The sequence below is a fragment of the Bradyrhizobium sp. B117 genome (genome assembly GCF_038969555.1).
GTDB lineage: Bacteria > Pseudomonadota > Alphaproteobacteria > Rhizobiales > Xanthobacteraceae > Bradyrhizobium.
In genome coordinates this window covers 5,788,016-5,813,824 of sequence record NZ_CP152414.1, presented here as the reverse complement: position 1 = coordinate 5,813,824, position 25,809 = coordinate 5,788,016, and the positions used below count along the sequence as shown (strand labels likewise).

At 65.3% G+C, this 25,809-nt stretch carries 29 protein-coding genes; 12 read left to right on the top strand and 17 right to left on the bottom strand.

Features of this window, described 5'->3' with window-relative positions:
• Positions 1-33 precede the first annotated feature (33 nt).
• Positions 34-1,191: an ABC transporter substrate-binding protein gene (locus tag AAFG16_RS28560; RefSeq protein WP_342730607.1), complete on the top strand. Its 1,158-nt coding sequence runs from the start codon at positions 34-36 to the stop codon at positions 1,189-1,191.
• Positions 1,191-3,260, top strand: coding sequence for an EAL domain-containing protein (locus tag AAFG16_RS28555; protein ID WP_342730605.1), 2,070 nt, complete (start codon positions 1,191-1,193; stop codon positions 3,258-3,260). The genes AAFG16_RS28560 and AAFG16_RS28555 overlap by 1 nt, the downstream gene beginning before the upstream one ends.
• A 7-nt stretch (positions 3,261-3,267) precedes the next feature.
• On the opposite strand, the gene AAFG16_RS28550 is transcribed toward AAFG16_RS28555, so the two are convergent.
• The 9 genes from AAFG16_RS28550 to AAFG16_RS28510 all read right to left on the bottom strand — a co-directional run bounded on the left by AAFG16_RS28550 (position 3,268) and on the right by AAFG16_RS28510 (position 10,094).
• Positions 3,268-3,993, bottom strand: coding sequence for a sulfite exporter TauE/SafE family protein (locus tag AAFG16_RS28550; protein WP_283079680.1), 726 nt, complete (start codon positions 3,991-3,993; stop codon positions 3,268-3,270).
• A 44-nt stretch (positions 3,994-4,037) separates the two neighbouring features.
• On the bottom strand, positions 4,038-4,955 hold the full coding sequence (locus AAFG16_RS28545; protein WP_342730603.1) for a ribokinase: 918 nt from the start codon (positions 4,953-4,955) through the stop codon (positions 4,038-4,040).
• 9 nt (positions 4,956-4,964) lie between these two features.
• Entirely contained in the window at positions 4,965-5,411 is a 447-nt protein-coding gene (gene rpiB, locus AAFG16_RS28540) for a ribose 5-phosphate isomerase B (protein ID WP_018646068.1), read from the bottom strand.
• A gap of 69 nt (positions 5,412-5,480) precedes the next feature.
• Positions 5,481-6,275 (bottom strand): transporter substrate-binding domain-containing protein, encoded by a 795-nt coding sequence (locus tag AAFG16_RS28535; RefSeq protein ID WP_283079677.1) that lies wholly within the window; start codon positions 6,273-6,275, stop codon positions 5,481-5,483.
• A gap of 20 nt (positions 6,276-6,295) precedes the next feature.
• Entirely contained in the window at positions 6,296-7,051 is a 756-nt protein-coding gene (locus tag AAFG16_RS28530; protein ID WP_342740990.1) for an amino acid ABC transporter ATP-binding protein, read from the bottom strand.
• Position 7,052: 1 nt separating this feature from the next.
• Complete coding sequence (locus AAFG16_RS28525) at positions 7,053-7,721, bottom strand: amino acid ABC transporter permease (protein WP_283079675.1); 669 nt, start codon at positions 7,719-7,721, stop codon at positions 7,053-7,055.
• Between the two features lie 7 nt (positions 7,722-7,728).
• The gene (locus AAFG16_RS28520; RefSeq protein ID WP_342730597.1) at positions 7,729-8,412 is read right to left on the bottom strand and encodes an amino acid ABC transporter permease; all 684 of its coding nucleotides are present in this window, start codon (positions 8,410-8,412) and stop codon (positions 7,729-7,731) included.
• A gap of 4 nt (positions 8,413-8,416) precedes the next feature.
• Positions 8,417-9,322 carry an NAD(P)-dependent oxidoreductase gene (locus tag AAFG16_RS28515; RefSeq protein ID WP_283079673.1) on the bottom strand — a complete coding sequence of 302 codons (906 nt, stop codon included), beginning with the start codon at positions 9,320-9,322 and terminating at the stop codon, positions 8,417-8,419.
• A gap of 31 nt (positions 9,323-9,353) precedes the next feature.
• Positions 9,354-10,094: a FadR/GntR family transcriptional regulator gene (locus AAFG16_RS28510; protein WP_342730595.1), complete on the bottom strand. Its 741-nt coding sequence runs from the start codon at positions 10,092-10,094 to the stop codon at positions 9,354-9,356.
• A gap of 180 nt (positions 10,095-10,274) precedes the next feature.
• On the opposite strand from AAFG16_RS28510, the gene AAFG16_RS28505 reads away from it, so the two are divergent.
• The 3 genes from AAFG16_RS28505 to AAFG16_RS28495 all read left to right on the top strand — a co-directional run bounded on the left by AAFG16_RS28505 (position 10,275) and on the right by AAFG16_RS28495 (position 11,952).
• On the top strand, positions 10,275-10,583 hold the full coding sequence (locus tag AAFG16_RS28505) for a hypothetical protein (RefSeq protein ID WP_342730593.1): 309 nt from the start codon (positions 10,275-10,277) through the stop codon (positions 10,581-10,583).
• 86 nt (positions 10,584-10,669) lie between these two features.
• Entirely contained in the window at positions 10,670-11,038 is a 369-nt protein-coding gene (locus AAFG16_RS28500; protein ID WP_283079670.1) for a GFA family protein, read from the top strand.
• Between the two features lie 98 nt (positions 11,039-11,136).
• Complete coding sequence (locus AAFG16_RS28495; protein WP_342730590.1) at positions 11,137-11,952, top strand: hypothetical protein; 816 nt, start codon at positions 11,137-11,139, stop codon at positions 11,950-11,952.
• A gap of 127 nt (positions 11,953-12,079) precedes the next feature.
• On the opposite strand, the gene AAFG16_RS28490 is transcribed toward AAFG16_RS28495, so the two are convergent.
• Positions 12,080-12,850 carry an exodeoxyribonuclease III gene (locus tag AAFG16_RS28490; RefSeq protein ID WP_342730588.1) on the bottom strand — a complete coding sequence of 257 codons (771 nt, stop codon included), beginning with the start codon at positions 12,848-12,850 and terminating at the stop codon, positions 12,080-12,082.
• A gap of 40 nt (positions 12,851-12,890) precedes the next feature.
• Between AAFG16_RS28490 and AAFG16_RS28485 the strand changes: the two genes are divergently transcribed.
• Positions 12,891-13,109: a cysteine rich repeat-containing protein gene (locus AAFG16_RS28485; protein WP_342730586.1), complete on the top strand. Its 219-nt coding sequence runs from the start codon at positions 12,891-12,893 to the stop codon at positions 13,107-13,109.
• Between the two features lie 11 nt (positions 13,110-13,120).
• Here AAFG16_RS28485 and alr read toward each other — a convergent pair whose 3' ends face one another.
• Together alr and AAFG16_RS28475 are read right to left on the bottom strand one after the other, a co-directional pair.
• Complete coding sequence (gene alr, locus AAFG16_RS28480; protein ID WP_342740989.1) at positions 13,121-14,398, bottom strand: alanine racemase; 1,278 nt, start codon at positions 14,396-14,398, stop codon at positions 13,121-13,123.
• 46 nt (positions 14,399-14,444) lie between these two features.
• Positions 14,445-15,956: a replicative DNA helicase gene (locus AAFG16_RS28475; protein WP_342730584.1), complete on the bottom strand. Its 1,512-nt coding sequence runs from the start codon at positions 15,954-15,956 to the stop codon at positions 14,445-14,447.
• 562 nt (positions 15,957-16,518) lie between these two features.
• On the opposite strand from AAFG16_RS28475, the gene AAFG16_RS28470 reads away from it, so the two are divergent.
• The gene (locus tag AAFG16_RS28470) at positions 16,519-16,698 is read left to right on the top strand and encodes a transcriptional regulator (protein ID WP_342730582.1); all 180 of its coding nucleotides are present in this window, start codon (positions 16,519-16,521) and stop codon (positions 16,696-16,698) included.
• A gap of 102 nt (positions 16,699-16,800) precedes the next feature.
• On the opposite strand, the gene AAFG16_RS28465 is transcribed toward AAFG16_RS28470, so the two are convergent.
• Positions 16,801-18,051, bottom strand: a complete 1,251-nt coding sequence (locus tag AAFG16_RS28465; RefSeq protein WP_342730580.1) for a cyclopropane-fatty-acyl-phospholipid synthase family protein — start codon at positions 18,049-18,051, stop codon at positions 16,801-16,803.
• A gap of 281 nt (positions 18,052-18,332) precedes the next feature.
• Between AAFG16_RS28465 and AAFG16_RS28460 the strand changes: the two genes are divergently transcribed.
• The gene (locus tag AAFG16_RS28460) at positions 18,333-19,292 is read left to right on the top strand and encodes a hypothetical protein (protein WP_342730578.1); all 960 of its coding nucleotides are present in this window, start codon (positions 18,333-18,335) and stop codon (positions 19,290-19,292) included.
• Positions 19,293-19,524: 232 nt separating this feature from the next.
• Positions 19,525-19,992 (top strand): PaaI family thioesterase, encoded by a 468-nt coding sequence (locus tag AAFG16_RS28455; protein WP_342730576.1) that lies wholly within the window; start codon positions 19,525-19,527, stop codon positions 19,990-19,992.
• A gap of 79 nt (positions 19,993-20,071) precedes the next feature.
• On the opposite strand, the gene rplI is transcribed toward AAFG16_RS28455, so the two are convergent.
• The 4 genes from rplI to rpsF all read right to left on the bottom strand — a co-directional run bounded on the left by rplI (position 20,072) and on the right by rpsF (position 22,564).
• Positions 20,072-20,671 (bottom strand): 50S ribosomal protein L9, encoded by a 600-nt coding sequence (gene rplI, locus AAFG16_RS28450; protein ID WP_283079662.1) that lies wholly within the window; start codon positions 20,669-20,671, stop codon positions 20,072-20,074.
• A gap of 51 nt (positions 20,672-20,722) precedes the next feature.
• Positions 20,723-21,691, bottom strand: coding sequence for a DUF2232 domain-containing protein (locus AAFG16_RS28445; protein WP_342730574.1), 969 nt, complete (start codon positions 21,689-21,691; stop codon positions 20,723-20,725).
• A gap of 127 nt (positions 21,692-21,818) precedes the next feature.
• Entirely contained in the window at positions 21,819-22,058 is a 240-nt protein-coding gene (gene rpsR / locus AAFG16_RS28440) for a 30S ribosomal protein S18 (protein WP_007592020.1), read from the bottom strand.
• A 5-nt stretch (positions 22,059-22,063) separates the two neighbouring features.
• Positions 22,064-22,564, bottom strand: coding sequence for a 30S ribosomal protein S6 (rpsF, locus tag AAFG16_RS28435; protein ID WP_283079660.1), 501 nt, complete (start codon positions 22,562-22,564; stop codon positions 22,064-22,066).
• Positions 22,565-22,910: 346 nt separating this feature from the next.
• On the opposite strand from rpsF, the gene AAFG16_RS28430 reads away from it, so the two are divergent.
• The 3 genes from AAFG16_RS28430 (at position 22,911) to fabD (ending at position 25,778) form a co-directional block, all read left to right on the top strand.
• The gene (locus AAFG16_RS28430; protein WP_342730572.1) at positions 22,911-23,615 is read left to right on the top strand and encodes a TetR/AcrR family transcriptional regulator C-terminal domain-containing protein; all 705 of its coding nucleotides are present in this window, start codon (positions 22,911-22,913) and stop codon (positions 23,613-23,615) included.
• A 3-nt stretch (positions 23,616-23,618) separates the two neighbouring features.
• Positions 23,619-24,644: a fatty acid desaturase family protein gene (locus AAFG16_RS28425; protein WP_342730570.1), complete on the top strand. Its 1,026-nt coding sequence runs from the start codon at positions 23,619-23,621 to the stop codon at positions 24,642-24,644.
• 174 nt (positions 24,645-24,818) lie between these two features.
• Positions 24,819-25,778: an ACP S-malonyltransferase gene (gene fabD, locus AAFG16_RS28420; RefSeq protein ID WP_342730568.1), complete on the top strand. Its 960-nt coding sequence runs from the start codon at positions 24,819-24,821 to the stop codon at positions 25,776-25,778.
• Positions 25,779-25,809: the final 31 nt, after the last annotated feature.

Here is a 25,809-nt window from a genome sequence, read left to right as displayed (position 1 = left end):
CAGTTTCGGAACCGAGACGGGATGGCGAAACAAATGACTGTAGTCTTGCGCATATTGCTCGCGATGAGCATGGCCTGCGGCGTTCTGATGCCGCCTGGCGGCGCTGTTGCGGCGGACGCCAAGCGTCTCAACATCGTTTTCGTCAACCCCGGCAAGACCGGCGAGGTCTATTGGGACATGGTCGCGCAGACCATGCAGGCCGCCGGCCGCAAGCTCGACGCGCATATCGAGGTGCTGACCAGCGAGCGGAATTACCGCACCATGCAGGAGCTGGGCTTCGGCGTGGTCGCGCGCGCTGACAAGCCCGATTTCCTCATCCTCTCGAACGAGGAATCCGCCGCCGTTCCGATCCTGGAGGCGGCCGAGGCCGCCGGCGTCAAGTCGCTGCTGCTCTCGAACACGCTGATCGGCGATGACGCGACTCGCCTTGGCCCGCCGCGCCAGAAGCTGAAGACTTGGCTCGGCGATATCACGACCGATCTTCAGACCGCGGGGGCGCGGATGGCGAACGCCCTGATCGCCACCGCGCGCGCCGAGAAATGGCAGAGCGCCGACGGCAAGATCCACATTCTCGGCATCGGCGGTGACGAGATCACCCCGTCCTCGATCGCCCGCAATGCCGGCCTCAAGCTCGCCGTCGAGGCTGCGCCCGATGTGGTGGTGGACCGCATGCTGTTCGCCAACTGGACGCAGTCCGAGGCCGAGCGGGTCACCGCGAACTATCTGGGCTGGGCCTCGCGCAAGGAGATCAGGCCGGCCGGCATCTGGGCCGGAAACGATCCGATGGCGCTCGGCGCGCTGCGCGCGGCGATCGCTGCCGGCCTCACGCCCGGCCGGAACATCCAGGTGGCCGGCCTCAACTGGTCCGACGACGCGCTGCGCGAGATCAAGGCGGGCCATCTGCTCCTGAGCGACGGTGGGCATTTCCTGCTCGGCGGCTGGTCGATCGTTCTCCTGCGCGACTATGCCGACGGCTGCGATTTCGCGGCCGCATCTCCGCGCGTCGAGGTCAAGACATCCGCGATCACGCGCGACAATCTGGTTTCGGTCGGCGACCTCATCCGGGTGCGCGCCTTCGACCGCATCGACTTCACGCGGTTCAGGGCGACGCCGGGACGCTGTGGGGAGTACGATTTCTCGATCGACGCGCTAATCTCGTCGCTGGCGCCAGTGGAAGGCACCGCCGATTGATGCAAAACGAGGACGACATGACCGATCGGGACCGCAGCGCCCAGGCCGTGCCGCCGCGTCTGCGCTCGGTCGTTCGCGCGATGATCTGGGCCACCGTGCCGGTTCTGCTGCTGGTGCAATTGCTCGCCTCTGCCGGCGTCGAGGCTTCGAGCTTCTGGTCGCAGATCCGGCAGCTCGATGCCCGCATGGCCCGCGTCGCCGAGAGCCGGGCCGAGCTGATCGCCGAGCCGCTCTGGAAGATGCGTTACGACCAGGTCACGGGCGTGCTGAACGAGATCATGCACGACGAGACCATCGCCGCGGCGGCCGTCTACGACGACACCGGCGTTGCGATTGCCCGCGTGGTGGCGCGTCCTTCGGAGCAGGGGGTTGCGGAGGTCTCGCGTCCGATCCACTACAGCAACGGCAACATGTCGGTGCAGGCCGGCCGCATCGCGATCGCCTATTCCCGTGCGGCGCTGTATGCGGATGCGGGCAGCCGGCTGGTGCTGCTGCTGGTCGTCGGCCTGCTCGCAACGCTCGCCACCCTGATCGCGATGCGGATATCCGCCAACATCTTCATCGGCAGGCCGCTGGCGGCGATGATGTCGGCGATCCAGCGCAGCAAGCAGGATGGCCGTGCCTATCCGGCGGACGTCAAATCCTCCAACGAATTCGGCCAGCTCGCCCGCGCCTTCAACGCCATGCAGCACACGACGTCGGGAGCGCTCGACCGGCTCGGGCACATGGCCGCGCACGATCCGCTGACGGGCCTGCCCAATCGCCGCTCGCTGTCCGAGCAGCTGCTGTCGCTGAGCAACGATGCCGGCTCGCCGGACTCGCTGATCGCGTTCTGCTTCATCGATCTCGACGACTTCAAGGGCATCAACGACACCTTCGGTCATGATGCCGGCGACAAGTTCCTGGTCCACATCTCCGAGCGTCTGCTTGCGGCAGTCGAGCCGCAAGACTGGGTGGCGCGGCTTGGCGGCGACGAGTTCGTGGTGATCCGTCCCGAGGTCAGCAACGCGGCGACCGCGCAGGCGTTCGCGCGCCAGCTGCTGGACGCGATCTCCGAGCCGATCCGGCTGCACGACAAGCAGGTGGTGCCGCGCGCCAGCATCGGCCTTGCCGTGCGCCGCGCCGGCGACCCTGAATTGTCGCATTTGCCGGCGCTTGCCGACATCGCGCTCTACCACGCCAAGAGCAAGGCGCCCGGCACGGTCGCCGTGCTGGACGAAGCACTTCAGCGCGACTATCGCCGCCGCAGGGACCTCGAGCTCGCCGTTCCCGCAGGCTTCGCCGAGGGGCAGTTCGAGGTCTGGTATCAAAGCCAGGTCGACCTCGAGAGCCAGGCCGTCGTCGGGCTCGAGGCGCTCATTCGCTGGCGCCACCCTGAACATGGCGTGATCGGCCCCGGCGAATTCCTGCCGCTGATCGAGCGCAGCGGCAACAATACGCGGCTGACGCGCTATGTGCTGACCGATGCCTGCCGGGCGCTGCAGCTTCTGGCCGCCGCCGGCAGGCCGCAGATCCGGATCGCGATCAACCTGCCGCCGTCCGAGCTCGCCGACCATTCGCTCGCCGCCGAGCTGCGCGCGACCTGCGCGCGCTTCGATGTCGCGCCATCGTCGCTGGAGCTCGAGATCACCGAGGGCTCGCTGATCAACAACATTGCCAGTGCCTCCGAGACGCTGCACCGGTTGCGGCGCCTCGGCGCCACCATCGCGCTGGACGATTTCGGCACCGGATACAGCTCGCTCGCGCATCTCAGGCGCTTTCCGCTGGACAAGGTCAAGATCGACAAGGCGTTCATCAGCGAGATCCCCGATAGCGCCGAAGACAAGGCGATCGTCGGCGTCATCGCATCGCTCGCCGGCACGCTGGGGCTGACGCTCGTCGCCGAAGGCATCGAGCGGGCCGAGCAGGCGCGGGCGATGCGCGAGATGGGCGTGACGCTGGGGCAGGGCTATCTCTATCACCGGCCGCAGCCGCTCGAGGCCGTGCTGCAATGGCTCGAGAGACAAGCGGTGCCCGAGCGGCGTGTCATTGCCGAGAGTCCCTCGATCGCGCCGGAATTTGCCGCCTGAGGGCTGCTTACGACTGCGCCGCGTTCCAGAGCATCGAGAGCCCGGCCGCGATCATGATCGCGTCCATCAGAAGGCGGAACATCTCGGGCTTCAGGTGCAGCACGAAGCGTTTGGCGATGAAGGCGCCTGACATCAGCGAGGCGCCGGCGATCAGGCCCTTGATGAATACGTCACTGGTGAGCGCGCCGAACCGTTCGAAGGTCACGGACTTCGCGAAGTAAAGGCCGAGCGAGGAGGCCGCTTCGGTGGCGAGGAAGGCGCCCTTGGACAGGCCGTAGAACAGGAACAGCGGCACGCTGAGCGGGCCGGTCGAGACCACGATGCCAGTGAGATAGCCGATGACCGCGCCCCCGATCGCGAGGTGCCAGAGATTGGCCTTGAGGTCATGCCGTGCCAGGGCGTGCCGCACCGGCACCATCGCAATCAGGAAACTTCCGATGGCAAGGTCGACGGCGTGCGAGGGCAGCGCCAGCAGGGTGCGCGCGCCGAGTGCTGCGGCCGGAATGCCCGTCACCGAATAAGCCAAGCAGGCCCGCCAGTCGACCTCGCGCCACCACGCCAGGATCCGCGAAAAGTTCGCCATCACGGAGGCGACCGCCATGATGGGCACCGCTTCCTTCGGCCCGTAGGCATAGACCAGCACCGGCATCAGCATGATCGACGACCCCGTGCCGACGATGCCTGAGATGGTGCCGGCGATCAGGCCGACGGTGAGGACGAAAAGAAAGGCCAAGGGCAGGGGCTCCGGGAATCGGAGCACTGTAGCCGCGGACGACGCTAAGCGAGAGACGGAATCTTCGCCCGCACCGGCATGCCGGCCTGCGCCCCCGGCGTGAGACACTTCTGGGCCGCCGCTTCGCACCCGACCTGGAGCGCGCTTTGCAGCGGAACCTTCTCGTGGACCATCGCCGCAAACGCACCGACAAAGGTGTCGCCGGCCCCTGTCGTGTCCACTGGCGTGATGCGCGGGGCGGGCGCGTGCAAACGGGTTCCGTTCGCTGCGACAGCCAAGGCGCCCTGCGCGCCGGCGGTGACGATGCAGGTGAGGTCACCCGTCCTGGCCAGGTCCGCGGCTGCAGCTTCGTAACCGGACGGCGCGAGGCCGATGGCGACTGCGGCGTCCATTGCCTCGTGCTCGTTGAGGAGAAGATAGTCAGTGACGCCGAGAAGCTCGGACACCATCTCGCGCGTCATCTTGTCCGGGACAGGCGCGAGGTTCCAGATGACGGTGCCCGAGGCCGATGTCGTTCGCCGTGCGGCTTGCAGCGCCTGTGCAAACGGCACCTCCATCTGAAGCACGAGCACCATGTCAGTGCCAAGGAGCGCGGCGGGCAGGTCTGCGGCATTCGCGGCCATGTTGGCGCCGCTCGCTACAGTGATCGCATTCTCGCCGGCCTGATCGACCGTGATGAAGGCGCAGCCGGTCGGCTCGTCGGCCCTGACGACGAGACCGGTGTCGACACCGTTTGACTTGAGGTTCTCGATCGCGCTGTCGCCGAATCCGTCCTGGCCGACGCGGCCCGCCATGCGGACCTGTCCCGGCCGCGCAATCCGTGCGGCGGCGACGGCCTGGTTGGCGCCCTTGCCGCCGAAATGCGTCTGGTAGGACGGCGCGAGCACCGTCCGGCCGGCGCCGGGAATGACCGGGACCTGCGCGACCAGATCGATGTTGAGCGACCCGAACACCAGGATCATGAGGGGACGTCAGCCTTGCTCGTCCATGACGCGCAGCTTCTCGACGCGGCGGCGGAAATCCTCGTCGGTGGAGAATTCGGCCGAGAGATAGGACGAGACGAGGTCTACGGCGAGCCAGGCGCCAACGATCTGTGCGCCGATGCACATGACGTTGACGTCGTCATGCTCGACGCTCTGATGGGCTGAGTGGACGTCGTGGCAGACCGCGGCGCGGATGCCCTTCATCTTGTTGGCGGCGATCGAGGCGCCGACGCCGGTGCCGCACACCATGATGCCGCGTGCGGCTTCGCCCGAGGTCACCTTCTGCGCCACGGCCCGCGCGATGTCGGGGAAGTCCACCGGTTTGTCATCATAGGAGCCGACGTCGACGATGTCGTGGCCGAGCTTGCGGATGTGGTCGATGACGGTCTGCTTGAGCGGCCAGCCGGCGTGGTCGGATCCGATGACGAGACGCATGTGATGTCCTTCTTGATATTTGTATTGGCCGTGACAGCCGAACAGCGGCTGTCACGGATTCTCTATGGTTCAGCTGCGCATGTCCGGCGGCAGCTCGACGCCGTGGAATTTCTTGTAGATTGCGTTGAGCTTGCCGTTCTTGACGTTCTCGGTGATCCAGGCGTTGAGCTTGTCCATCAGCCGTTGCTCGCCCTTCTTCAGGCCGATCGCGAGGTCGAAGGTCGCCAGCGGAATCCGAGACTCGAACACGCGCGAGGGGTTCTTCACGCCGATCTGATTGATGATCGTCGCCGACGAGGCGACGCAGTCGACCTGGCCGGACACGGCCGCGGTCACCATGGTGGCGTCGTCGTCGTAGCGGGCGATCTTGAGGTCCTTGTCCTTCATGTTGGACAGAGTGGTGTCCTGCGTGGTGCCGCGCGAGACGCCGATGGACTTGTCCTTCAGGTCCGGCCAGTCCTTCACGGTCGACGACTTCAGGCAGCCGACGTCGGATTGCAGCGTCGCATAGCGCTTGGTGAAGTCGATGACTTTGGCGCGCTCGGCCGTCACGGACAGGGTCGAGATGATGATGTCGGCCTTGCCGGTGAGGACGTTGGGGATGCGTGTTGCGCCGGTGGTCTGGATGAATTCGAGCTCGAGCCCCCAGTCCTTGGCGAGCAGCTGGGCGACTTCGACGTCCGAGCCGGTCGGCTTCATGCTCGAATCCATCATGCCCGAGGGCGGGATGGCGAGATCGGTCGAGATGCGGATCTTCTTCGCCTGCGTGATGTCGTCGAGCAGGTCGGCCGATGCCGGCGTGGCCGCCATCATGATGAGGCCGCACAAAGCCGCGGCGGTGCCCAGCAACGTCTTGTTTGTCATTCTTGGTTCTCCTCTCCCTGTTATGATTTTAGATTTCCCGTGCCCACGAATTGCGTGAGCTCGGGGGTCGTCGGCGATGTCAGGATCGAGGCGGGTCCGGTCTCGTGGACCCTGCCGCGATGCATGAAGACGATGCGGTCGGCGATACCCTTGGCAAAGCCCATCTCGTGGGTGACCATCACCATGGTCATGCCGTCGGCTGCCAATTGTTCGATCACCTTCAGCACTTCGGCTGTGAGCTCGGGATCCAGCGCAGAGGTGACCTCGTCGAACAGCATGACCTTCGGCTGCATCGCCAGCGAGCGAGCAATCGCCGCGCGCTGCTGCTGACCGCCGGAGAGCTGTTCGGGATAGGCGTGCAGCTTCTCTTCGAGCCCGACCTGCGCCAGCACTTTTCGGGCTAGGTCCTTGGCCTGCGAGGAGGCCATGCCCTTCACGGCGCAGGGTGCAAGCGTGATGTTCTGCTCGATCGTGAGGTGTGGAAACAGATTGTAGCTCTGGAACACGATGCCGACGTCCTGACGCAGTGCGCGCAGATCGACGTCGGGACGGTCGACCCGATGTCCGCACACGACGATCTCGCCACCATCGACCTTCTCGAAGCGGTCGATGCAGCGCAGCGCCGTGCTCTTGCCGGAGCCGGAGCGGCCGATCAGGGCCAGCACTTCGCCGCGCTCGACGGCAAAGGAGACGCCATCGAGCACCCGGAGCGGCCCAAAGCTCTTCTGCACGTCGCGGAGCGACACGATCGGTTCGGAGGAGAGATTCTGCTGCATATCAGGCCGGTGCAAGGTTGGACCTGCCACGTCCCATCCGCCGTTCCAGCCTCTGGCTGAACAGGGAGAGGGGATAGCACATGGCGAAATAGGTGACGGCGATGATGGCGTAGATGGCGAACGGCTCGAACAGCGAGTTGTTGACGATCTGGCCCGAGCGCATCAGCTCGACGAAACCGACGACGGAGGCGAGCGATGTGTTCTTGATGATCTGCACCATGAAGCCGACCGTGGGCGGCGTCGCGATGCGGATCGCCTGCGGCAGGATCACTTTCATCATGCGCTGGGTCCGGCTCAGCGCGAGGCCCTCGGCAGCCTCCCATTGTGGTTTCGGCACCGACTGAATGCAGCCGCGCCAGATCTCGCCGAGATAGGCGGCGACATAGAGCGTCAGTGAGGCGCCGGCGGCCGTCAGCGGCGAGACCTTGAGGCCGATCGCCGCGAGGCCGAAATAGCCGAGGAAAAGGATGACGAGCAGCGGCGTGCCCTGGACGAGCTGGACATAGACGGCGCTGGCGATCCGCACCGGTTTGAGCGGTGAGATCCGCGCCAGCGCGATCACGAAACCGACGATGCCGCCGCCGATCAGTGCGATCACCGAAAGGCCGATGGTCCACAGCGCGCCCTGGCCGAGGAATATCAGATGATTGATGTTGAGGTGTCCGCCCATGATCATCTCACAGCGGCGTGCCGAGCCGGCGACGACGCGGAAACAGCGCGAGGCCGAGGCCCCAGAAGCCGGCGCGCATCACCAGCGACAGGATGACGTAGAGCACGGCGACGATGATGTAGGTCTCGAACGCGCGATAGGTGTCCGACTGGATGTAGTTGGCGACGGCGGTGAGCTCTTCCGCCGAGATCTGCGAGCACACCGACGAGGCCAGCATCAGCAGCACGAATTGGCTGGTCAGCGCCGGATAGACCTTCTCGACCGCCGGCAACAGGATGATGTGCCAGTAGATTTGCAGCCGCGACAGCGCCAGTCCCTCGGCCGCCTCGATCTGTCCACGCGGGATCGCCTCGAAGCCGGCGCGCATGATCTCGGCGGTGTAGGCGCCGACGTTGATCGTCAGCGCCGCCACGGCCACGGTGAAGGCGGAGAATTTCAGGCCGAGGCTGGCGAGGCCGAAATAGACCAGGAAGATCTGGACCAGTAGCGGCGTGTTGCGGATCGCCTCGACGTAGACTTTGCACGCTCCGGCGATCAGCGAACTCCGCGAGCCGCGGCCGACAGCTGCGAGCGTGCCGATCAGAGCGCCCAGCACGGTCGCGAAGAAAGCCAACTCGAGCGTCAGCGCAGCGCCAGCCAAGAAACTTGGCCAACGCTCCATCACTGCGGGAAAGTCGAGTTGGAGGCTCATCGTATCAGCTTCGGCCGGTCGTCTGGTTGGTCATGCGGTCGTAGACGCGGAACAGCGCCTGGTTGCCGTTGCTGCCTTCGCCATGGGCGCGGGCGTCGACATATTGGCTGGTGACGAGTGCGGTGCCGGGCAGGGGCACGTTGAGAGCCTGCGCGTGCTCCTGCACGAGGCGAAGGTCCTTGAGCTGCAGATCGATGCGGAAGCCCGCGGAGACGTCGCCCGCAATCATTGCGGGGCCGAGCTTGTCGAGCATCCAGGAGGCAGCGGAGCCACCGAGCAGCACCCGGCGCAGCAGATCGAGGTCGAGGCCCGAAGCGCGGCCGAGCGCTAGTGCCTCGCAGATCGCCTGGATGTTGATGCCGCAGATCAGCTGATTGCAGAGCTTGACCGTTTGCCCGGCGCCCGATGCGCCGACATGCGTGATGGTCGTGCCCATCGCCCGGAAGAACGGCTCGGCCTTGGCGAACGCGTCAGCATCGCCGCCAGCCATGATCGAGAGCGCGGCGTTCTTGGCGCCTACCGGCCCGCCTGAGACCGGCGCGTCGATGAAGCTGACACCGGCTTTTTGCAAGTCGGCATGGATGCGGCGGACCGCGACCGGCGAGATCGTGCTCATGTCGACGATGAGCTTGCCGGGTGGGGGAGACCTCAAAAGGCCTTGCTCGCCGTAAATGGTCGCCTCGACATGGGGTGTGTCGGGCAGCATGGTGATGACGATGTCGGCACCTTGAGCGGCATCGGCGGGGCCCGCGGCGCGCGTCGCGCCTTCCATGACGCTGTCGGCCAGGGCAGCATCATTGAGATCGAAGGCGCGCACGGCATGGCCGGCCATCAGCAGGTTGCGCACCATCTCGCGGCCCATCGTGCCGATGCCGATGAAGCCCACATTGCCCTTGTCGTTCCGTCCCATGTCCTCAGTCCGTTTCTTGGTTGGTCTGCGATCAGCGTGAGGCGCTGGTCTTGTCGATGTCGCCGACGACGGCGCGCCTGCGGTATTCGTCACCGATGGCGAAATGCTTGCGCAGCGTGGCGTCGGCGCGTTCTGGATCGCGCGCGATGACGGCTTCGAAGATGCGGCGGTGGTCGTCGATCAGATAGGTTTTCATCGACGGGAAGGCCTGCACCAGTTCGCGGCGGCTGCGATGCGAATGCGTAAGGAGGCCCGCCATCGAGCTGTGCAAAACGGAAAGCGTTTCCGAATGTGACGCCACGACGATGGCGCGGTGGAATTCGAAGTCGGCCATGCCGCCGGCATCGGCCTCGTCGATCGTCTCGCCGATCTTCGCGAGCGCGCGCTGCAGGCGCTCGAAATCGGCAATGTTGGCGCGCTCGCAGGCGAGGCGGATCGCCTGGCATTCGATCGCGACGCGCGCCTGCATGACGTCGTCAAGCATGTCCGCTTGCTGGGCCAGCGCGAAGGTGAAGAAGTCGTTCAGCACCGAGACGTCCGGCCGGGTCACGACGGTGCCGATGCGGTCGCGGATCTCGACGATGCCGAGCACGGTCAGGGCGCGCAGCGCCTCGCGGACGATCGGCCGGCTGACGCCAAGCAGGGTTGCGAGCTCGCGCTCGGAGATCAGGCGGTCGCCGGGCTTGAGCGAGCCCGCGAGCAGGCGCTCGCGCAAGAAGGCGAACACCTTTTCGAACCCTTTTTCGCCTTCGGTGGCGCGCTTGAGCTCCATCCCCATCCCGCTTTGGTCTGATCTTGGTCAGACCAGTAGGCTAACCAGAGTGATGGCGTCAAGGGCCTTGGTTAATGGCTGATGTCTCAGCACTGCCCAATCCGACCGGTTCCCCGGCCTGATCCTTAGAATTTGAAGCGTATTGATCGGAGCGCTCGCTCAAAGAATTTGAGGTCCGCGATGCCCGATCACCACTCCTTCTCCGCGCTCGACCGCCATGCGGTGCTCGGCGGATCCGACAACGGCTTTCCCTGGTACGCCGGCGCGATGCTCGCGTTTGAGACGAGCGAAGTGGTGCGGCTGCGCTGCGAGAAGCTCAGCCATGGCGACGAGGCGGCCGGGCAGGAGGCCGTGCTGATGGTGAGCGAGAAGATCGCCGCGGCCTTCGAGGCGGCAGCCAACCTGCTCGCAGGGGCAACGCCGGCGGCCATCATCCAGCGTTACCGCGAGCATGTGGCCGCGAACGCCAGGCGGCTGTCTGCCAACTGAACTTTCCGGGCAGGGTTTTGCTGCTGAGAGCATGTTGGCAGCAGGGGCCGGCTACGACCATCTCCTGACAAAACGGGGAGCGGGTCATGCCGATCGAGGCAAGCTGTCATTGCGGTGAGACGGTATTCGAGGTGACGGAGGCGCCCGTCAGCGTCACCCGCTGCACCTGTTCGCTTTGCGCCAAGCGCGGCGCGCTGTGGGCCTATTACACGCCGGCGCAGTTTCGCCTGCTGTCACCGGCTGACAACGTCGCGACCTATCTCTGGGGCAGTCGCACCGTCAAACATCATTTCTGCGCCAATTGCGGCTGCGGCACCTATTCGGAGTCGCCGGACTGGTCGAGCGGCAAGCCCGATTTCGACAATCCCAAGGTCGCGGTGAATGCGCGCCTGTTCGACGATTTCGATCTCGACGCCGTGCCGGTCAACATGATCGACGGTAAGAATTTGTGGTGAGCATGCGGGGCGACGCATGTGTGCCGCGCGCCCCCGTCCTCTTGAGGCGGTTTTGAAAAGCTGATTTGGTTCCGGCCCGACAGAAAGGGGAGGAAGCCATGATGCGTCTTTTTGCGCGAGTGATGCTCGCAATGTGTCTGGTCGTTGTGGCCGGCCTCAATGCGCAGGCACAGACCAAGCCGAAGGTCACCTCGCTCGGACCAGACTTTCCCAAGGCCGCGCTGTTCGTCGGCAACAGCTTCTTCTACTACAACAACGGCATGCCCGGGCATCTCACCTTCATGGAGCGGGCAGCCGATGCCGAGAACAAGGCGGCCTATCGCAACACCATGGCGACGATCGGTGGTTCCGGCCTCGACTGGCACGACATGGACAATCTGCTGCGACCCGGCGGTCTCGGTGCGTATTCCTTCGACGACCAGAACAACGTGGTCTTCAACAAGCCGGGCAAGCAATACGACGCTGTGGTGATGATGGATTGCAGCCAGTGCCCGATCCATCCGCAGCTGAAGGACGCGTTCACGACCTTCGCGAAGAAGGACAGCGAGATCGTCCGTGCCCATGGCATGCGGCCGGTGTTTTTCATGTCCTGGGCCTACGCCGACAAGCCGGAGATGACGGAAGGGTTGGCCGAGGCCTATACGATCGCCGGCAACGCAAACGATGCGCTGGTCATTCCCGCAGGTCTTGCCTTCGCGCGTGTCCGCAAGCTCCAGCCCGAGCTCAATCTCTATGCGCCCGACAAGCGGCATCCGAGTCCCGCCGGCACGTATCTGGCAACCTGCGTGACACTGGCCGCGCTGACGGGACGCTCGCCGGTCGGCAATTCCTACACGATGGGGCTCGATGCGGAGACGACCCAGCTGCTGCAAAAGGCGGCGTGGGATACGGTGCAGGAATATTACGGGCGCTGATTGAATCGTGCGATCAATCGTAGGGTGGGCAAAGGCGCACTTGCGCCGTGCCCACCATCTGTTTGCGTAAGCGAATTTGGTGGGCACGCTTCGCTTTGCCCACCCTGCGAGATCTTCGTCACCTCGTTTATTTCAGCACCACCCATGCCGGCGCATGATCACTCGCGCCTTCCTCGCCGCGCACCTTCTTGTCGACACCGGCCTTCGCCAGGCGTGAGACGAGGGCAGGGCTGAGCAGGAGATGATCGAGCCGCAGGCCCGCATCGCGCGGCCAGCGATTTCGCTTGTAATCCCAGAACGTGTAGATGCGTTTCTCAGGGTGCCGCTCGCGGATCGCATCGCACCAGCCTTGCGCGACGAGCGAGGCGTAGGCCGCGCGGCTCTTCGGCTGGATCAGCGCATCCTTGTCCCATGAGCGGGTCGGATAGATATCGATCTCCGTCGGCGCGACGTTGTAATCGCCGGCGAGCACCACGGGCAGTTCCTGCTTGATGAAGGTTTTGGCGTGGCGCTTGAGCCGTGCGAACCAGTCGAGCTTGTAGTCGAATTTCGGTCCTGGCTGCGGATTGCCGTTGGGCAAGTAAATGCTCGTGACGATGATTCCGCGCACGGCGGCCTCGATATAGCGGGCTTCGTGATCCCCCGCCTTTCCCGGTAGCCGGTCTCGCGTCAGCACAGGCTCGGCGTTGCGGGCGAGGATGGCGACGCCGTTCCAGGTCTTCTGTCCACACCACACTGCGCCGTAGCCGGCCTTTTCGATCGCGGCCGCCGGAAATTCGCCATCACTCGCCTTCAATTCCTGAAGCGCGACGACATCGGGCTTCGCTGCGCGCATCCAAGCCAACAGATTGGGCAGGCGGCGGTTGACGTTGTTGATGTTGAATGTCGCAATCTTCATGTAGAGCTATCGGCTCCTGCCTTCCGTCACCGGAGATACAATGTCCAAGTTGAGCTTTGCCGCCATCGTCGTCGCCGTCGCATTCTCCGGTGTCGCTTCGGCACAATCGTCCGATCCGCGCGGTGCGTGCAAGGCGGACTATGACAAATTCTGCGCCGGCATCGCGCCGGGCGGCGGCAAGATCATCGCCTGCCTCGAGGCCAAGCGCGGTCAGCTCAGCGCCACCTGCAAGGCGGCGCTCGACAGCCGGAAGAAGTAGGCAGCGAGAGTTCAGCTCGGCAGCGGCGGCGGACTTGTCGGCTGCTCGATCGGCGGCGGCGAGGGCGGCTGCTCGGCCGCCTGCGTGGGCTCCGGCTTTGCCAGCGGCTCCACCACGTTGCCGCCCTTGTAGACGCGGGCGTAGCGGTGGCCGAGGCTGGTCAGCACCTCATAGCCGATCGTGCCGAAATGATGCGCGAGCTCGTCGACGGTGATGCCTTCGCCGAGCAGCGTCACCATGTGGCCGCGCCGCGCCGCGTTCGGCGGCAGATCGGTGATGTCGACCGCGATCAGGTCCATGGAGATGCGGCCCGCGACCGGGCAGCGCTTGCCCGCCACGATCACCTCGGCGCCGCGGGTGCCGTCATTGGAGCTGGCGGCGCGGAAATAGCCGTCGGCATAGCCGACCGCGACGATCGCCAGCTTCGTCGGCCGCCGCGCGGTCCAGGTGCCGCCATAGCCGACGCTCTCGCCGCGCTCGACATTGCGGACCTGCACGATGCGCGCCTTGAGATCCACGACCGGCTGCATCGGATTGTCGGCCTCCGGCGTCGGGTTGACGCCGTAGAGCGCTGCGCCCGGCCGCACCATGTCGAACTGGAAGGGCGCCCCTAAGAAGATGCCGGACGAATTGGCGAGCGCCGCCGGCACGCCCGCGAACTCGCTGGCGATGCCGCGGAAGGCCGCGAGCTGTCTTGCATTGACCGGGCTGTTGAGCTGCTCGGCTGAAACCAGATGGCTCATCACCAGCGTGATGCCGTGATCGCCGGCATTGATGCGGGGGATGATGGCCTGCGCTTCCGACAGCGTCAGTCCCAGCCTGTTCATCCCGGTGTCGATGTGGATTGCAACGCCGCCGTTCCAGCCGGTGCGGCGGCAGAACACGTCCCACTCGGCGAGCTCGTTGAGATCGCCGATGACAGGGCGGCAGTTGATCTTGGCGTAGTGCTCGCCGGTGTTCTGGAAGTAGCCGCCGAGCACGTAGAGCGCGGCCTCCGGCACGGCTTCCCGCACCTTGCGCGCTTCCTCGATGGTGGCGACGAAGAAGGTCTTGCAGCCGGCCTTGCTCAGGGCGCGCGCAACCTGCTCGGCGCCGCAACCATAGGCGTCGGCCTTGATCACCGCCGAGCATTCGGCCGGCACCGCCGTCTTCTCGAGCTTGCGCCAGTTGGCGATGATCGCGTCGAGATCGACGGTGAGCACGCCGCCATAGGCTGCGAGCGCGGCAGCCTGGTTGGCCTCCGCGGAGAGAAGGCCGGTTTGCGGGATCATTTTCGGGTCGGACGCCATTGTCATGGCGCCGTTTTACGCAAGAGGCAGGTCTGGTTCAAGGAACTCAGTAGTCGTTGCCGCTGCGAGCGGGCAACTGACTGTCAGGAGCAAGGTCGCCGAACCGCGTGACCGAGGCTTCGAAGGCCAGGTCGACGGTGCCTGTCGGGCCGTGGCGCTGCTTGCCGATGATGACTTCGGCCTTGCCGTGCGCAAGACTCATGTCAAGCTGCCACTTCTCGTGTTCAGGCGTGCCCGGGCGGGGCTCCTTCATCGCGAGGTAATATTCCTCGCGGTAAACGAACAGCACGACGTCGGCGTCCTGCTCGATTGATCCGGATTCACGCAAGTCGGAGAGTTGCGGCCGCTTGTCGTCGCGCGATTCAACCTGTCGTGAAAGCTGCGACAGCGCGATCACGGGAACGTTGAGCTCCTTGGCCAGCGCCTTCAGGCTGGTCGTGATCTCCGTGATTTCCTGCACGCGGCTATCGCTGGCGCGCTTGCCTGAGCCGGACAAGAGCTGGATGTAGTCGATCACGAGCAGATCGAGGCCCTTCTGCCGCTTGAGCCGGCGCGCGCGCGCCATCAGTTGCGCGATCGACAGACCGCCGGTCGCGTCGACATAGAACGGCAGCGATTGCAGCTCGATCGAGACCTGGCGGATCTTCTCGAAATCGGCCTCCGAGATGCCGCCGCGGCGGATGTGAGAGGAGGGGATGCCGGTGCGCTCGGCCACGATACGCGTGGCGAGCTGGTCGGCCGACATTTCGCAGGAGAAGAAGCCGATCACGCCGCCATTGGCCGCCTTCATGGTGCCGTCGGCCTGGAGCTCGCCGACATAGGCCTGCGCGACGTTGTAGGCGATGTTGGTCGCCAGCGACGTCTTGCCCATGCCGGGGCGTCCCGCGACGATGATGAGGTCGGAGTGCTGCAGGCCGCCCATCTTGGTGTCGAGGTCCCGCATGCCCGTCGAGATGCCGGACAGCTTTCCGTCGCGCTGGAACGCCTTCGCCGCGAGATCGACCGCGACCGTCAGCGCCTGTGAGAATTTCTGGAAACCGCCGTCGTAGCGGCCGGATTCGGCGAGTTCGTAGAGGCGGCGCTCGGCGTCCTCGATCTGTGCCCGCGGCGCGAAGTCGACCGGCGCGTCATAGGCGACATTGACCATGTCCTCGCCGATGCCGATCAGGTCGCGGCGCAGCGCGAGGTCATAGATGGTGCGGCCGTAGTCCTGGGCGTTGATGATGGTGGTGGCTTCCGCCGCGAGCCGCGCCAGATATTGCCCGATGGTCATGCCGCCGACATCGGTGTCGGCGGGCAGGAACGTCTTGAGCGTCACGGGCGTCGCGATCTTGCCCATCCGGATCAGGCTGCCGGCGGTCTCGAAGATGGTCTGGTGCAACGGCTCGAAATAATGCTTCGGCTCCAGAAAGTCGGAGACACGATAGAAGGCGTCGTTGTTGACCAGAATCGCGCCCAGAAGGCTCTGTTCAGCCTCGATATTATGCGGCGCGCTCCGATAGGCGGGAGTTCCAGGCTCGGGCGCAAGTTTCAGGACGTTCGAATCAGTCAGGGCCATGGTCGAGCGATAGCAATTTTCTTGGGCGGATGCGGGGCCGGGATAAAGCGCCGCCGCAGCCCAAAGCGGAAGCAAAAGCTCGTCGCTATCAACCGATCTTAATAGCGGTGGATGATTAGCGGCCGCAGCATGCGCCGTGCTTGACGGATTTGCGGAACCCCGCCGGCTGCGTTCGCAGCCGCGCTACGGAAGAATCCGGATGACATGAACCTTATGGGGGAGGGCGCAGACCTATTCAGACGCGTACCGAACGAGGCCCGCCCGGGAGCCTTCGGCTCGGGTTCAGACCAGCAGGAGGTACACCAGCGCAACCAGGGCCGCTCCGACGCCGGTGGCAATCAGGGCGTAATCCGTACGGAGGCCGTCCTGCACGTCGAATGGGGATTGGGTCTCTTTGCTCATAGCGACGGTCTAGACCGGACCCGACCAGACTTATGTGAAGCAGATCACATCTCCCCGGATTCTTTCGGGGTAGAGCCGGAACAGGCAGGCGGGCAGGGGGTTATCTTCGACCCGCCATCAGGGAGAGGCAAGCGATGCGGCCAGAACGGCAGCACCATCAGTGGCGAAGCGAGATGGTAGCCGGCTCTGGCTGTCAGGCCTGATCGCCGCCATGCAGCACGCCGAACGCCCCGACATCCGCCGCCAGCCGGTCGCACCCGAGATCATCGCGGAACTGCGGGCGCAGCTGACGTTAACGGCCTCTCTCCGGTCCTCGCCGATCTCGACCCTGCGTCACTAGAGCGTTTTCAAGCGAAGTGGATACCGGTTCGCGTCAAGAAAACGCGTCAAAACAGGAATCGAGAGTCCCGTTCCGATGCCATCGGAAACGGGGCTCGAGAACTCATTCACCGGCCAGCTTCAGCCTGGGCTTGGCGCCGCCTTCGATCGCCCGCAGGCGGGCTTCCTCCCGCGCGATGTAGTCCCGGGTGATCGGCACCACACCTTGACGCTTGGTGAGCTGGATCTGGAAGTTCATCATCGCCTGCTTGCGGAAGGTCATCTCGCAGGCTGCCAGGTAAAACTCCCACATCAGCGCGAAGCGCTCGTCGTAGAACTGCACGGCTTCCTCGCGCCGCGCCATGAAGCGCTCCCGCCAGGCCTTCAGCGTTTCGGCATAGTGCAGGCGCAGAATCTCGATGTCGCAGACCAGCAGGCCAGCGCGCTCGATCGCCGGTAGCACCTCCGACACGGCGGGGATGTAGCCGCCTGGGAAGATGTATTTGGCGATCCAGGGATTGGTCGAATCCGGCCCCTGTGACCGGCCGATCGAGTGCAGCAGCATGATGCCGTCCTCGCTCAGGAGCTCGGCGCAGCGCTCGAAATAGGTGTCGTAGAACCTCGCCCCGACATGCTCGAACATGCCGACCGAGACGATGCGATCGAACGGCCCGTCGATGTCGCGATAGTCCTCGAGCAGGAAGCGCGCCGATCCGCTCAGGCCCTTCTCGGCCGCACGCGAATTGGCAATCTGCAGCTGCTCGGTCGACAGCGTGACGCCGGTGACGTCGGCGCCGCCGATCTCGGCGAGGTAGAGCCCGAGACCGCCCCAGCCCGAGCCGATGTCGAGGAGGCGCTGGCCGCTTCCAATGAGCAGCTTCGCGGCAATGTGCCGCCTCTTGGCGAGCTGCGCATCGTCGAGCGTGGTCTCCGGCGTCTCGAAATAGGCGCAGCTATATTGCTTGTCGGCATCGAGGAAGAGCGAATAGAGCCTCGCGTCGAGATCGTAATGATGTGCGACGTTGCTGCGGGCGCGCGAGCGCGGATTGAACTGCTTCAGGTGCCGCGTCAGATAGCGCAGGTGCCACCAGGGTTTTGCCCACTGTGGCAATAGGTCGGGTTGATCGAGCAGGATCGCGAGCGCATCAGCTAGGGAGCCGTGCTCGACGACGAAGTCGCCGTCCATGTAGGCCTCGCCAAGCCCGAGCTCGGGGTTGATGAGGATCCTCCGCTCGGCGTCCGCGGTGAGGAAACGCACCGCGACCGGCTCGCCCGAGCCGTCGCCAAAAGTGAACTTCGATCCGCTTGCGCTGGTCACCGTCAGCGACCCGCGGCGGATGAAATGAGACAGGAATCTACGCAACAATCGGTCCATCGACACCTTCCTCTCGAGCGAACCCGAAGAGATGCGACTAACCCGGTCTTCACATCTGACGCTCAGGTCCCGCTCTGGTTCCTATGCGTTTGCATGTAAAATGTGGGGAGGATGTTCCGGACGCACTATTGCGCCGGGTTCAAAGCCGATATTCCAAAACCGCTTAACCACACCCTTGCGGGTGCGGCCTGCTTCCATTCGCGGCTCAATCCGCTAAAAGGTCACCCGCCGCCGCGCCCGCCGCCGGCTGCACCTCTCGGAATTCAATGGAGATGATGGGAATGTCGAGCCGAGCGCTCAGCCTCGCGACGGTATTGCTTCTGATCGGCTTCGGCGCGACCGATACCGTTCTTGCGCAGGCGACGAACCTCGAGGCCGGCAAAAGCCCGTCCCAGATCTTCGCGCAGACCTGCAATGCGTGCCACAAGAGCCCGCGCGGCCTGCTGAAGTCCGTCGCGCCCGGCTCGCTGCCGGGCTTCCTGCGCCAGCACTACACCACGAGCTCGGACATGGCGGGCATCCTCGCCTCCTACCTCGTCTCCAACGGCGCTACCGACACCCGCTATCAGGCCAAGGATGGCAAGAAGGACGGCGCCAAGGAGAAGGACGCGAACACCGCGCCGGGCCAGTCGCCAGAGCATCAGGGCCGCCGCCAGCGCTCCCAGGAAGCGGCCAAGCCGGAGGGCGAGGGCGTGGCTCCGCCTGCCGAGGGTCGGCAGAAGCGCGCGGCGCGGCCGAGCGAGGAGGGTGCGAACCCTGAAGGCCAGGCCTTGCCCGAGGGCCGCAAAGGCAAGCGTCGCAGCAAGCCCGGGACCGAGGAAGCACCGAAGGTCGACGCAGCTGCGCCCACCACTGAAGAGAAGAAGAGCGAGCCGAGGCCCGAGTCCAAGCCGGAGAGCAGCAAGGTCGAGCCTGACACCAAGTCCGACAGCAGCAGGGCGTCGGAGAAACCCGCCGAGCCAAAGCCTGATAGCGCCAAGGTCGAGCCGCGCAGCAGCGACGCTCCGGCGCTGCGGTCCGATCCGGTGCCGCAGGTGACGCCGGCCCCGCCACCGTTCGCGGCGAAGCCCACTGAACCGGCTGCGCCCAAGCCGGTGGAAGAGGCGGCTCCCAAGTCCGCAGCGCCCGCCGCCAGCCCCGAACCGGCAACCAGGTCGCAGGAGCCGGCGCCGCCCGCGCCCGCTGCGGCGCCGCCGCCGACGGAGTCCTCCGGCTCGCCAGCGCCGCCGATCTCGCGCTAAGTCACCTGAAATTCACAATCGATCTGCGGAGGTCGCGTCATCGCGGCCTCCGCATCGTCTTGACCATGATTAGAGTACGACTCTAGAGTAATACTCTAGGAGGGTTGATGAGCGCGAGTGTGTCGGGGCGCGACCGCAGCGATCTCCGCGGCGAGGCCGATGCGCTGATCGCCTGCGCGATCCGTGCGCTGGTGTCGCCTGACCGCATCAACCAGGACTAAGGAGAGGCCTCATGCGAGCCGAAGCAGATCCCGAATTTGAGCCGATCGCCGCGCGCATCCACGCCAGTGTCGGCCGGCAGGGCTTTATGAATCTGGTCGGCGCCGAGCTGTCCGAATTGTCGCGCGGCACCTGCACGATCGCCGTGGACCGCCGGCCGGAGCTGCTCCAGCAGCACGGCTTCTTTCACGGCGGCGTCACCGCCTTCCTGGTCGACAACGCCACGACCATCGCCGCGGCGACCACGCGCGGCCAGCCGGCGCTGACGGCGGAATACAAGCTCAATTTGTTGTCGCCTGCGGTCGGCGACAAGCTGATCTGCCGGGCGAGGGTGATCAAGCCGGGCCGCCAGGTCTCCGTGGTCGCCGCCGACGTGTTCTGCCTCAGCGACGGTGTCGAGAAGCATACGGCAACGGCACTGGCCTCGATCGCGATGCTGAGCGAGGATGTCGCCGCCAAAACGAAAAGCCCGGCCGCTTGAGGCGGCCGGGCTTCTTTGATCGTGTTCGTCATTCCGGGTTCGGTCCTGCGGAGCGCCCCGGAATGACGGGCAAACCCGCTTACTTCTCTTCCGCAGCCGGGGCCGGCTCGACCTCGTCGTGCTGGGCTTCCGGATCGAAGAACTCGCCGGCGGCGGCAATCGCCTCGGCGGCCGCATCGCGGTCCTCGTTGCGGGTCGAGATGTCCTCGCCGCGGTTGATGCGCTCGGCCTCGTCCTGGCTGCGTGCAACCGTGACGGTGACCTCGACCTCGACCTCGGGATGGACGGCGACGGTGATCGGGTGCTTGCCGATGGTCTTGATCGGCGCATCGAGCTGCACCTGCGGGCGGGACAGCGAAACGCCGTCGGCTTCGAACGCCATGACGACGTCACGCACCGTGACCGAGCCGAACAGCTGACCGGCTTCCGACGCCTGACGGATCACGATGATGTTCTTGCCCTCGATCTTCTCGGCGACCTTGGACGCCTCGGCCTTCGAGGCAAGGTTGCGGGCCTCGAGATCGGCCTTCATGCCGTCGTACTTGGCACGGTTGTCGGCGGTGGCGCGCAACGCCTTGCCGCGCTTGAGCAGGAAATTGCGGGCATAGCCGTCGCGAACCTTCACGACTTCGCCCATCTGGCCGAGCTTGTTGACGCGTTCCAGCAGAATGACTTCCATATTCGTTCTCCTTTTGAAGTGGTCTTTGAGTTCTGGGTTGCAGGGTTGGACTTAAGGGGTCGGCAAAGGCGGCGGCTGGCGACTGCGCAGGTAGCGCTCGCGGAAGCCGAACACCGCGTCCGCGAGGCCGAGGGCGGTCAGCAGGACGAGGCTCACGCTGAACATGAAGATGATGGCGTATGCAGCAGCGAGCCAGAACCCGCGATTGGCGAGGTCGCGCGTGATGGTGTGCAGAACGGCAAGGCCGATCAGCGCATAGGCCACCATCAAGACGGTCGTGACGATGACGGCCAGAATGCCGATCATTCCGCCGGAGAAGCTGAAGGCAAGCGCGACACAGAGCGCGACGAGCGTCATCGGTGGCAAGCTCGTGCTGCTGAGGTCCGGCCAGGGCCGATGCAGCTTGCCTGAAACAGCCGCGACTTTCGCGGCAAGCCAGAGATTGAGGGTGAGCGTCGTCATCTGCGAGGCCGCAACCAGAACCGGCGTCACGGCGACCATCAGGCTGACGCGGGGATCGCTCTCGGTGACGGTCGTGTCGCTCACCAGCGAGAAGATCCTGGCGAAGCCGCGGCGCATCGCGTCGCCGATTGCCGACGCGTCAGTCCCCAGCGACAGCAGAGATCCTGCGGTCAGAAGCGTCGCCAGCGCCGCAATCCACAGCAGGATACGTCCAAGCGGATACCATTCGACATGGATGGCAGTCGCATCCGTGACCGCCGCACCGCCGGTCGCGGATCGTCCAAGCATAGCAAGATGCCCGAGCCACCAGGCCGGCAACGCGATCGCAAGACCGTAACCCAAGGCCAGAGGCATGCTGAGCGCACCGCCGATGACGAGCATGGCGGCAAGGCCGCCAATCGCGCCGCAGAGCGGGCCCCAGGCGATCGCAGCCAGCATGAGCGGCAGGGGAGCAAGGCAAACCAGGACGAGCGAGATCAGCGCGCCCGACACGATCGAGGCGAACATCAGGGCCGACGCAGCGCCGGCGATCAGGGCTATCAGTCCAAAAGCCATCATCAGCTGTCCCGCTCCCTTCGAGCGGTTAGAGGCGTCTCGCCCCAACCATCGGCGACCGGACGACCCGGAAGCCTTATGAGATCAGAGAGTGCGACCGGCGGCGGTGGCGCCGCCGGTCGAATTCGTCCTAGCGAATGACGTAGGGCAAGAGGCCCAGGAACCGCGCGCGCTTGATGGCGCGGGCGAGCTCACGCTGCTTCTTCGCGGACACGGCGGTGATGCGGCTCGGCACGATCTTGCCGCGCTCGGAGACGTAACGCATCAACAGCTTGGAGTCCTTGTAGTCGATCTTCGGCGCATTGGCGCCCGTGAACGGGCAGCTCTTGCGACGACGGAAAAACGGACGGCGTGCACCAGCTTCAGCCATTGATCTTACTCCCCATCCGTCGTGGTTTCAGCTTCCTCGCGCGGACGGCGCGGGCCGCGATCACCGCGGAAGCCACCACCGTCACGATCGCCGCCACGGAAACCACCCTCGCGGTCGCCACGGAAGCCGCCTTCGCGCTCGCCGCGGAAGCCGCCACCACGATCGTCACGCTCGCGATCGCGGTCGGCCTTGCGCATCATCGCGGACGGGCCTTCCTCGAGCTCCTCGACGCGGACGCTGAGATAGCGGATCACGTCTTCGCTGATGCGCTCCTGGCGCTCGATCTCGGCGATCGCCGCGGACGGCGCGTCGATGTTGAGCAACACGAAGTGCGCCTTGCGGTTCTTGTTCATGCGGTAGGTGAGGGAGCGAACGCCCCAATTCTCGGTCTTGGTGATCTTGCCGCCGAGACCTTCGACGATGCCGGTCATCTGCGCGGTCAGCTCTTCGACCTGCTGCGTGCTCGCGTCCTGACGCGCGAGAAAGACATGCTCATAAAGAGGCATGGAAGTCCTTTCCTCATGTTGGCGCATCGCCCGGCGTCAAGCCCTTAAGAGACCTTCGGAAAGGACTCTGGGATGAAGCTCAGAAGGCGGAAACACGGGACGACGGGCCGACTGGCCCTGCCACACCAAAATCACGAATGATTTGCTGAGACCGTCCGTTCAGCTCCCGGCCGGGGTCTGCGGATGGCGCGCTTATACGGATTTTGGCCGGCTTTGCAAGGTTGCCGGCCACCTTTTCGGCCCGGATGGTTCCGGTGCAGTCCGGTCTGACCCATCCCCCATTACCACATTCCGGCTTGAATTATTTGTTTGTATGCCATACAAATAAATCGAGCGAGAGGTCCTCATGGCCAAAAAGTCTGTCCCTGAACCAATAGAGGCGACTGGCGATCCCAAGCATGCGGTGCGCGCGACGCGCTCGGCCGGCCGCAAGATGCGGTCGCTGCTACTGGACGCGGCGAGCCCGCTGTTCCGGGAGCGGGGGCTGTCAGGAGCCTCGATCACCGACATCGCGGCGGCCGCGGACGCGTTTCCGAGCCAGATCACCTATTACTTCCGCACCAAGGAGGCGCTGTTCGTCGAATGCGCCTGCCGTGACCTCCTGTATCTGGCGCGCGCGACCGAGCAGGCCGCTCAGAAGGCCCGCACGCCGGCGGAATACACCTACGCGCTCGCCGAGACCGTGACGGCAAGCGATTCGATCGCCTTCTTCGCCGAAGCCCTGACACTGACGCGGCGGCGCCAGGATCTCGCGCCTTTGGTCGAGCGCACCATCGAGCGCCTGCACAGCGAAGGCACGCGCGCCTATGCGGGCCAGGTGGCCCGCCACGGCTGGCGCTCCCTGCGCGCGCCCGACGAAAGCTCGCGGCGATTCTGGGCCGTCGCCATCGGCATCATTCTCGAAGGCTACGCCATGGGCCGCTCGCCCGAGGCGCTCTGTACCGAGATGCTGCGCGTGCTGGGCGAGCAGGCAAAATCGACAAACGACACCGCGCGCCTGCGTCTCGTCGATGAGCGCGATGCATCCGGCAACTCCAACGAGGAGGGCTAGTCCATGACCGCACTTCGCATGCGTGCCCGCGATTTCCTGACCGACGATCAACTCGCCGACGTCCGCCAGCGCGTGACGTGGAAGGGCGTGGCGCTGATCGCTCACGCCTGGGCGCTGATCATTGGTGCGATTGCGCTCGTCGCGTGGTGGCCCAATCCGCTCACTTACATGTTCGCGGTCGCCATCATCGGCTCGCGCCAGCTGGGCCTTGCGATCCTGATGCATGACGGCGCGCATGGCTGCCTGTCCGCCGACGAGAGGACCAATCTGGCGCTGAGCCAGTGGTTCTGCGCCTATCTGCTCTTTGCCGAGACGCGCAGCTATCGCCGCTATCATCTCCAGCATCATGCGCGCACCCAGCAGGGGGACGATCCTGATCTCGTGCTGTCGGCGCCGTTTCCGATCACGAAGCTCAGCTATCGCCGCAAGTTCATTCGCGACATCACCGGGCAGACCGGCTATCAGCAGCGAAAGGCGCAGCTCCTGAACGCGCTGGGGCCGAAGGATTGGCCGTGGCGCCAGCGCGCCGCGCATTTCTGGGAGAAGCTCGGCCCGCAATGCCTCGTCAACGCCGCGATGTTTGCAGCGTGCGCGGCGGCCGGCGTGTGGTGGGCCTATCCGCTGCTATGGCTGGTGCCGCTGCTGACCTGGATGATGGTCATCACCCGCATCCGCAACATCGCCGAGCACGCTGTCGTGCCCGACAGCAGCGATCCCCTGCGCAACACCCGCACCACGCATGCGAACTTTCTCGAGCGGCTGTTCATCGCGCCGTACTACGTCAACTATCACCTCGAACATCATCTGTTGTTCTATGTGCCCTGCTACAATCTGCCGAAGGTGCATCGCCTGCTCAGCGCGAGCCGGCATTCCGGCCGCATGGAGGTGCAGCCCGGCTACGCCGCGGTGCTGCGGCTTGCGACCGCGAAACCCGACCGGGACGACCGTCCGGGCCAGCTGGTCAACAGCGCGCGGCGCGCGCGGGCGGGAGCGGCGGTCGATGCCAACCAGACCAACGGTGGATTCTAGGGGCCCGCATCCCCAGGTGAATGCCGGCCGAACTTCCTATCTTGGCTTGACATTCCAGCCCCGGACAGTGTCTACGGCCCCCTTTGGAGCGTGATCCGGAACCATGGCCCAAGGCCGCGCGTAATCGGCTGCCGGTTCTCGCAAGTGATCACGCCCGACAAGCAGGGAGCGCCGATGACGGCAGCATTCACATTTCCGGGGCAGGGGTCCCAGGCGGTTGGCATGGGCAAGGCCCTGGCCGACGCCTTTCCGGTGGCGCGCGCCGTGTTCGACGAGGTCGATGCCGCGCTGGGAGAGAAGCTGACCGCGACCATCTGGGATGGCCCGGCCGAGACCCTCCAGCTCACCGAGAACGCCCAGCCGGCGCTGATGGCGGTGTCGATCGCCACCCTGCGGGTGCTCGAGGCCGAGGCCGGGTTTTCCATCGGGCGGGATGCGGCCTTCGTCGCCGGCCACTCGCTCGGTGAATATTCGGCGCTGGCTGCGGCCGGCAGCCTGACGGTCTCCGACACCGCGCGGCTGCTTCGCACCCGCGGTCTCGCAATGCAAAAAGCCGTTCCTGTCGGCGTTGGCGCAATGGCCGCTCTGCTTGGCCTCGACTACGAAGCCGCCATGGAGGTCGCGGGCGAGGCCGCGCAGGGGCAGGTCTGCCAGGCCGCCAATGACAATGGCGGCGGCCAGGTGGTGGTCTCCGGCGACAAGGCTGCGGTCGACCGCGCCGTCGAGATCGCCAAGACCAAGGGCGCCAAGCGCGCCATGTTGCTGCCGGTGTCCGCGCCGTTCCACTGCAAGCTGATGCAGCCTGCCGCAGACGCCATGGCCGAGGCGCTGGCCAAGGTCGCGATCAAGGCGCCGGCGGCGCCGCTGGTGTCGAACGTGCTGGCGAGCGCCATCACCGATCCCGACGAGATCCGCCGCCGCCTGGTCGAGCAGGTTACCGGCACCGTGCGCTGGCGCGAGTCGGTTGCCTATATGGCAGGGCAGGGCGTCACGCGCTTCTTCGAGATCGGCGCGGGCAAGGTTCTGACCGGGCTCGTCAAGCGCATTGCGGACGGTGCGGTTGGCGTTGCGGTCGGCGGTCCCAACGACATTGCCGCCGCCAAGGATGCATTGGCCGCTGCGAAGCAGGCTTGAGTTTACGCACGATCGTGCCGGAAAACCGCTA

Coding starts and splice junctions, on each gene's coding strand:
- AAFG16_RS28555 (WP_342730605.1), top strand. CDS start 1,191: ATGCAAAACGAGGACGACATGACCGATCGGGACCGCAGCGCCCAGGCC.
- AAFG16_RS28485 (WP_342730586.1), top strand. CDS start 12,891: ATGTCCAAGTTGAGCTTTGCCGCCATCGTCGTCGCCGTCGCATTCTCC.
- AAFG16_RS28560 (WP_342730607.1), top strand. CDS start 34: ATGACTGTAGTCTTGCGCATATTGCTCGCGATGAGCATGGCCTGCGGC.
- AAFG16_RS28530 (WP_342740990.1), bottom strand. CDS start 7,051: ATGCAGCAGAATCTCTCCTCCGAACCGATCGTGTCGCTCCGCGACGTG.
- AAFG16_RS28500 (WP_283079670.1), top strand. CDS start 10,670: ATGCCGATCGAGGCAAGCTGTCATTGCGGTGAGACGGTATTCGAGGTG.
- AAFG16_RS28465 (WP_342730580.1), bottom strand. CDS start 18,051: ATGGACCGATTGTTGCGTAGATTCCTGTCTCATTTCATCCGCCGCGGG.
- rpsR (WP_007592020.1), bottom strand. CDS start 22,058: ATGGCTGAAGCTGGTGCACGCCGTCCGTTTTTCCGTCGTCGCAAGAGC.
- rpsF (WP_283079660.1), bottom strand. CDS start 22,564: ATGCCTCTTTATGAGCATGTCTTTCTCGCGCGTCAGGACGCGAGCACG.
- AAFG16_RS28535 (WP_283079677.1), bottom strand. CDS start 6,275: ATGACAAACAAGACGTTGCTGGGCACCGCCGCGGCTTTGTGCGGCCTC.
- rpiB (WP_018646068.1), bottom strand. CDS start 5,411: ATGCGTCTCGTCATCGGATCCGACCACGCCGGCTGGCCGCTCAAGCAG.
- AAFG16_RS28430 (WP_342730572.1), top strand. CDS start 22,911: ATGGCCAAAAAGTCTGTCCCTGAACCAATAGAGGCGACTGGCGATCCC.
- AAFG16_RS28460 (WP_342730578.1), top strand. CDS start 18,333: ATGTCGAGCCGAGCGCTCAGCCTCGCGACGGTATTGCTTCTGATCGGC.
- AAFG16_RS28425 (WP_342730570.1), top strand. CDS start 23,619: ATGACCGCACTTCGCATGCGTGCCCGCGATTTCCTGACCGACGATCAA.
- AAFG16_RS28475 (WP_342730584.1), bottom strand. CDS start 15,956: ATGGCCCTGACTGATTCGAACGTCCTGAAACTTGCGCCCGAGCCTGGA.
- AAFG16_RS28520 (WP_342730597.1), bottom strand. CDS start 8,412: ATGAGCCTCCAACTCGACTTTCCCGCAGTGATGGAGCGTTGGCCAAGT.
- AAFG16_RS28505 (WP_342730593.1), top strand. CDS start 10,275: ATGCCCGATCACCACTCCTTCTCCGCGCTCGACCGCCATGCGGTGCTC.
- AAFG16_RS28495 (WP_342730590.1), top strand. CDS start 11,137: ATGATGCGTCTTTTTGCGCGAGTGATGCTCGCAATGTGTCTGGTCGTT.
- AAFG16_RS28490 (WP_342730588.1), bottom strand. CDS start 12,850: ATGAAGATTGCGACATTCAACATCAACAACGTCAACCGCCGCCTGCCC.
- AAFG16_RS28515 (WP_283079673.1), bottom strand. CDS start 9,322: ATGGGACGGAACGACAAGGGCAATGTGGGCTTCATCGGCATCGGCACG.
- rplI (WP_283079662.1), bottom strand. CDS start 20,671: ATGGAAGTCATTCTGCTGGAACGCGTCAACAAGCTCGGCCAGATGGGC.
- AAFG16_RS28525 (WP_283079675.1), bottom strand. CDS start 7,721: ATGGGCGGACACCTCAACATCAATCATCTGATATTCCTCGGCCAGGGC.
- AAFG16_RS28455 (WP_342730576.1), top strand. CDS start 19,525: ATGCGAGCCGAAGCAGATCCCGAATTTGAGCCGATCGCCGCGCGCATC.
- AAFG16_RS28510 (WP_342730595.1), bottom strand. CDS start 10,094: ATGGAGCTCAAGCGCGCCACCGAAGGCGAAAAAGGGTTCGAAAAGGTG.
- AAFG16_RS28445 (WP_342730574.1), bottom strand. CDS start 21,691: ATGATGGCTTTTGGACTGATAGCCCTGATCGCCGGCGCTGCGTCGGCC.
- fabD (WP_342730568.1), top strand. CDS start 24,819: ATGACGGCAGCATTCACATTTCCGGGGCAGGGGTCCCAGGCGGTTGGC.
- AAFG16_RS28545 (WP_342730603.1), bottom strand. CDS start 4,955: ATGATCCTGGTGTTCGGGTCGCTCAACATCGATCTGGTCGCGCAGGTC.
- alr (WP_342740989.1), bottom strand. CDS start 14,398: ATGGCGTCCGACCCGAAAATGATCCCGCAAACCGGCCTTCTCTCCGCG.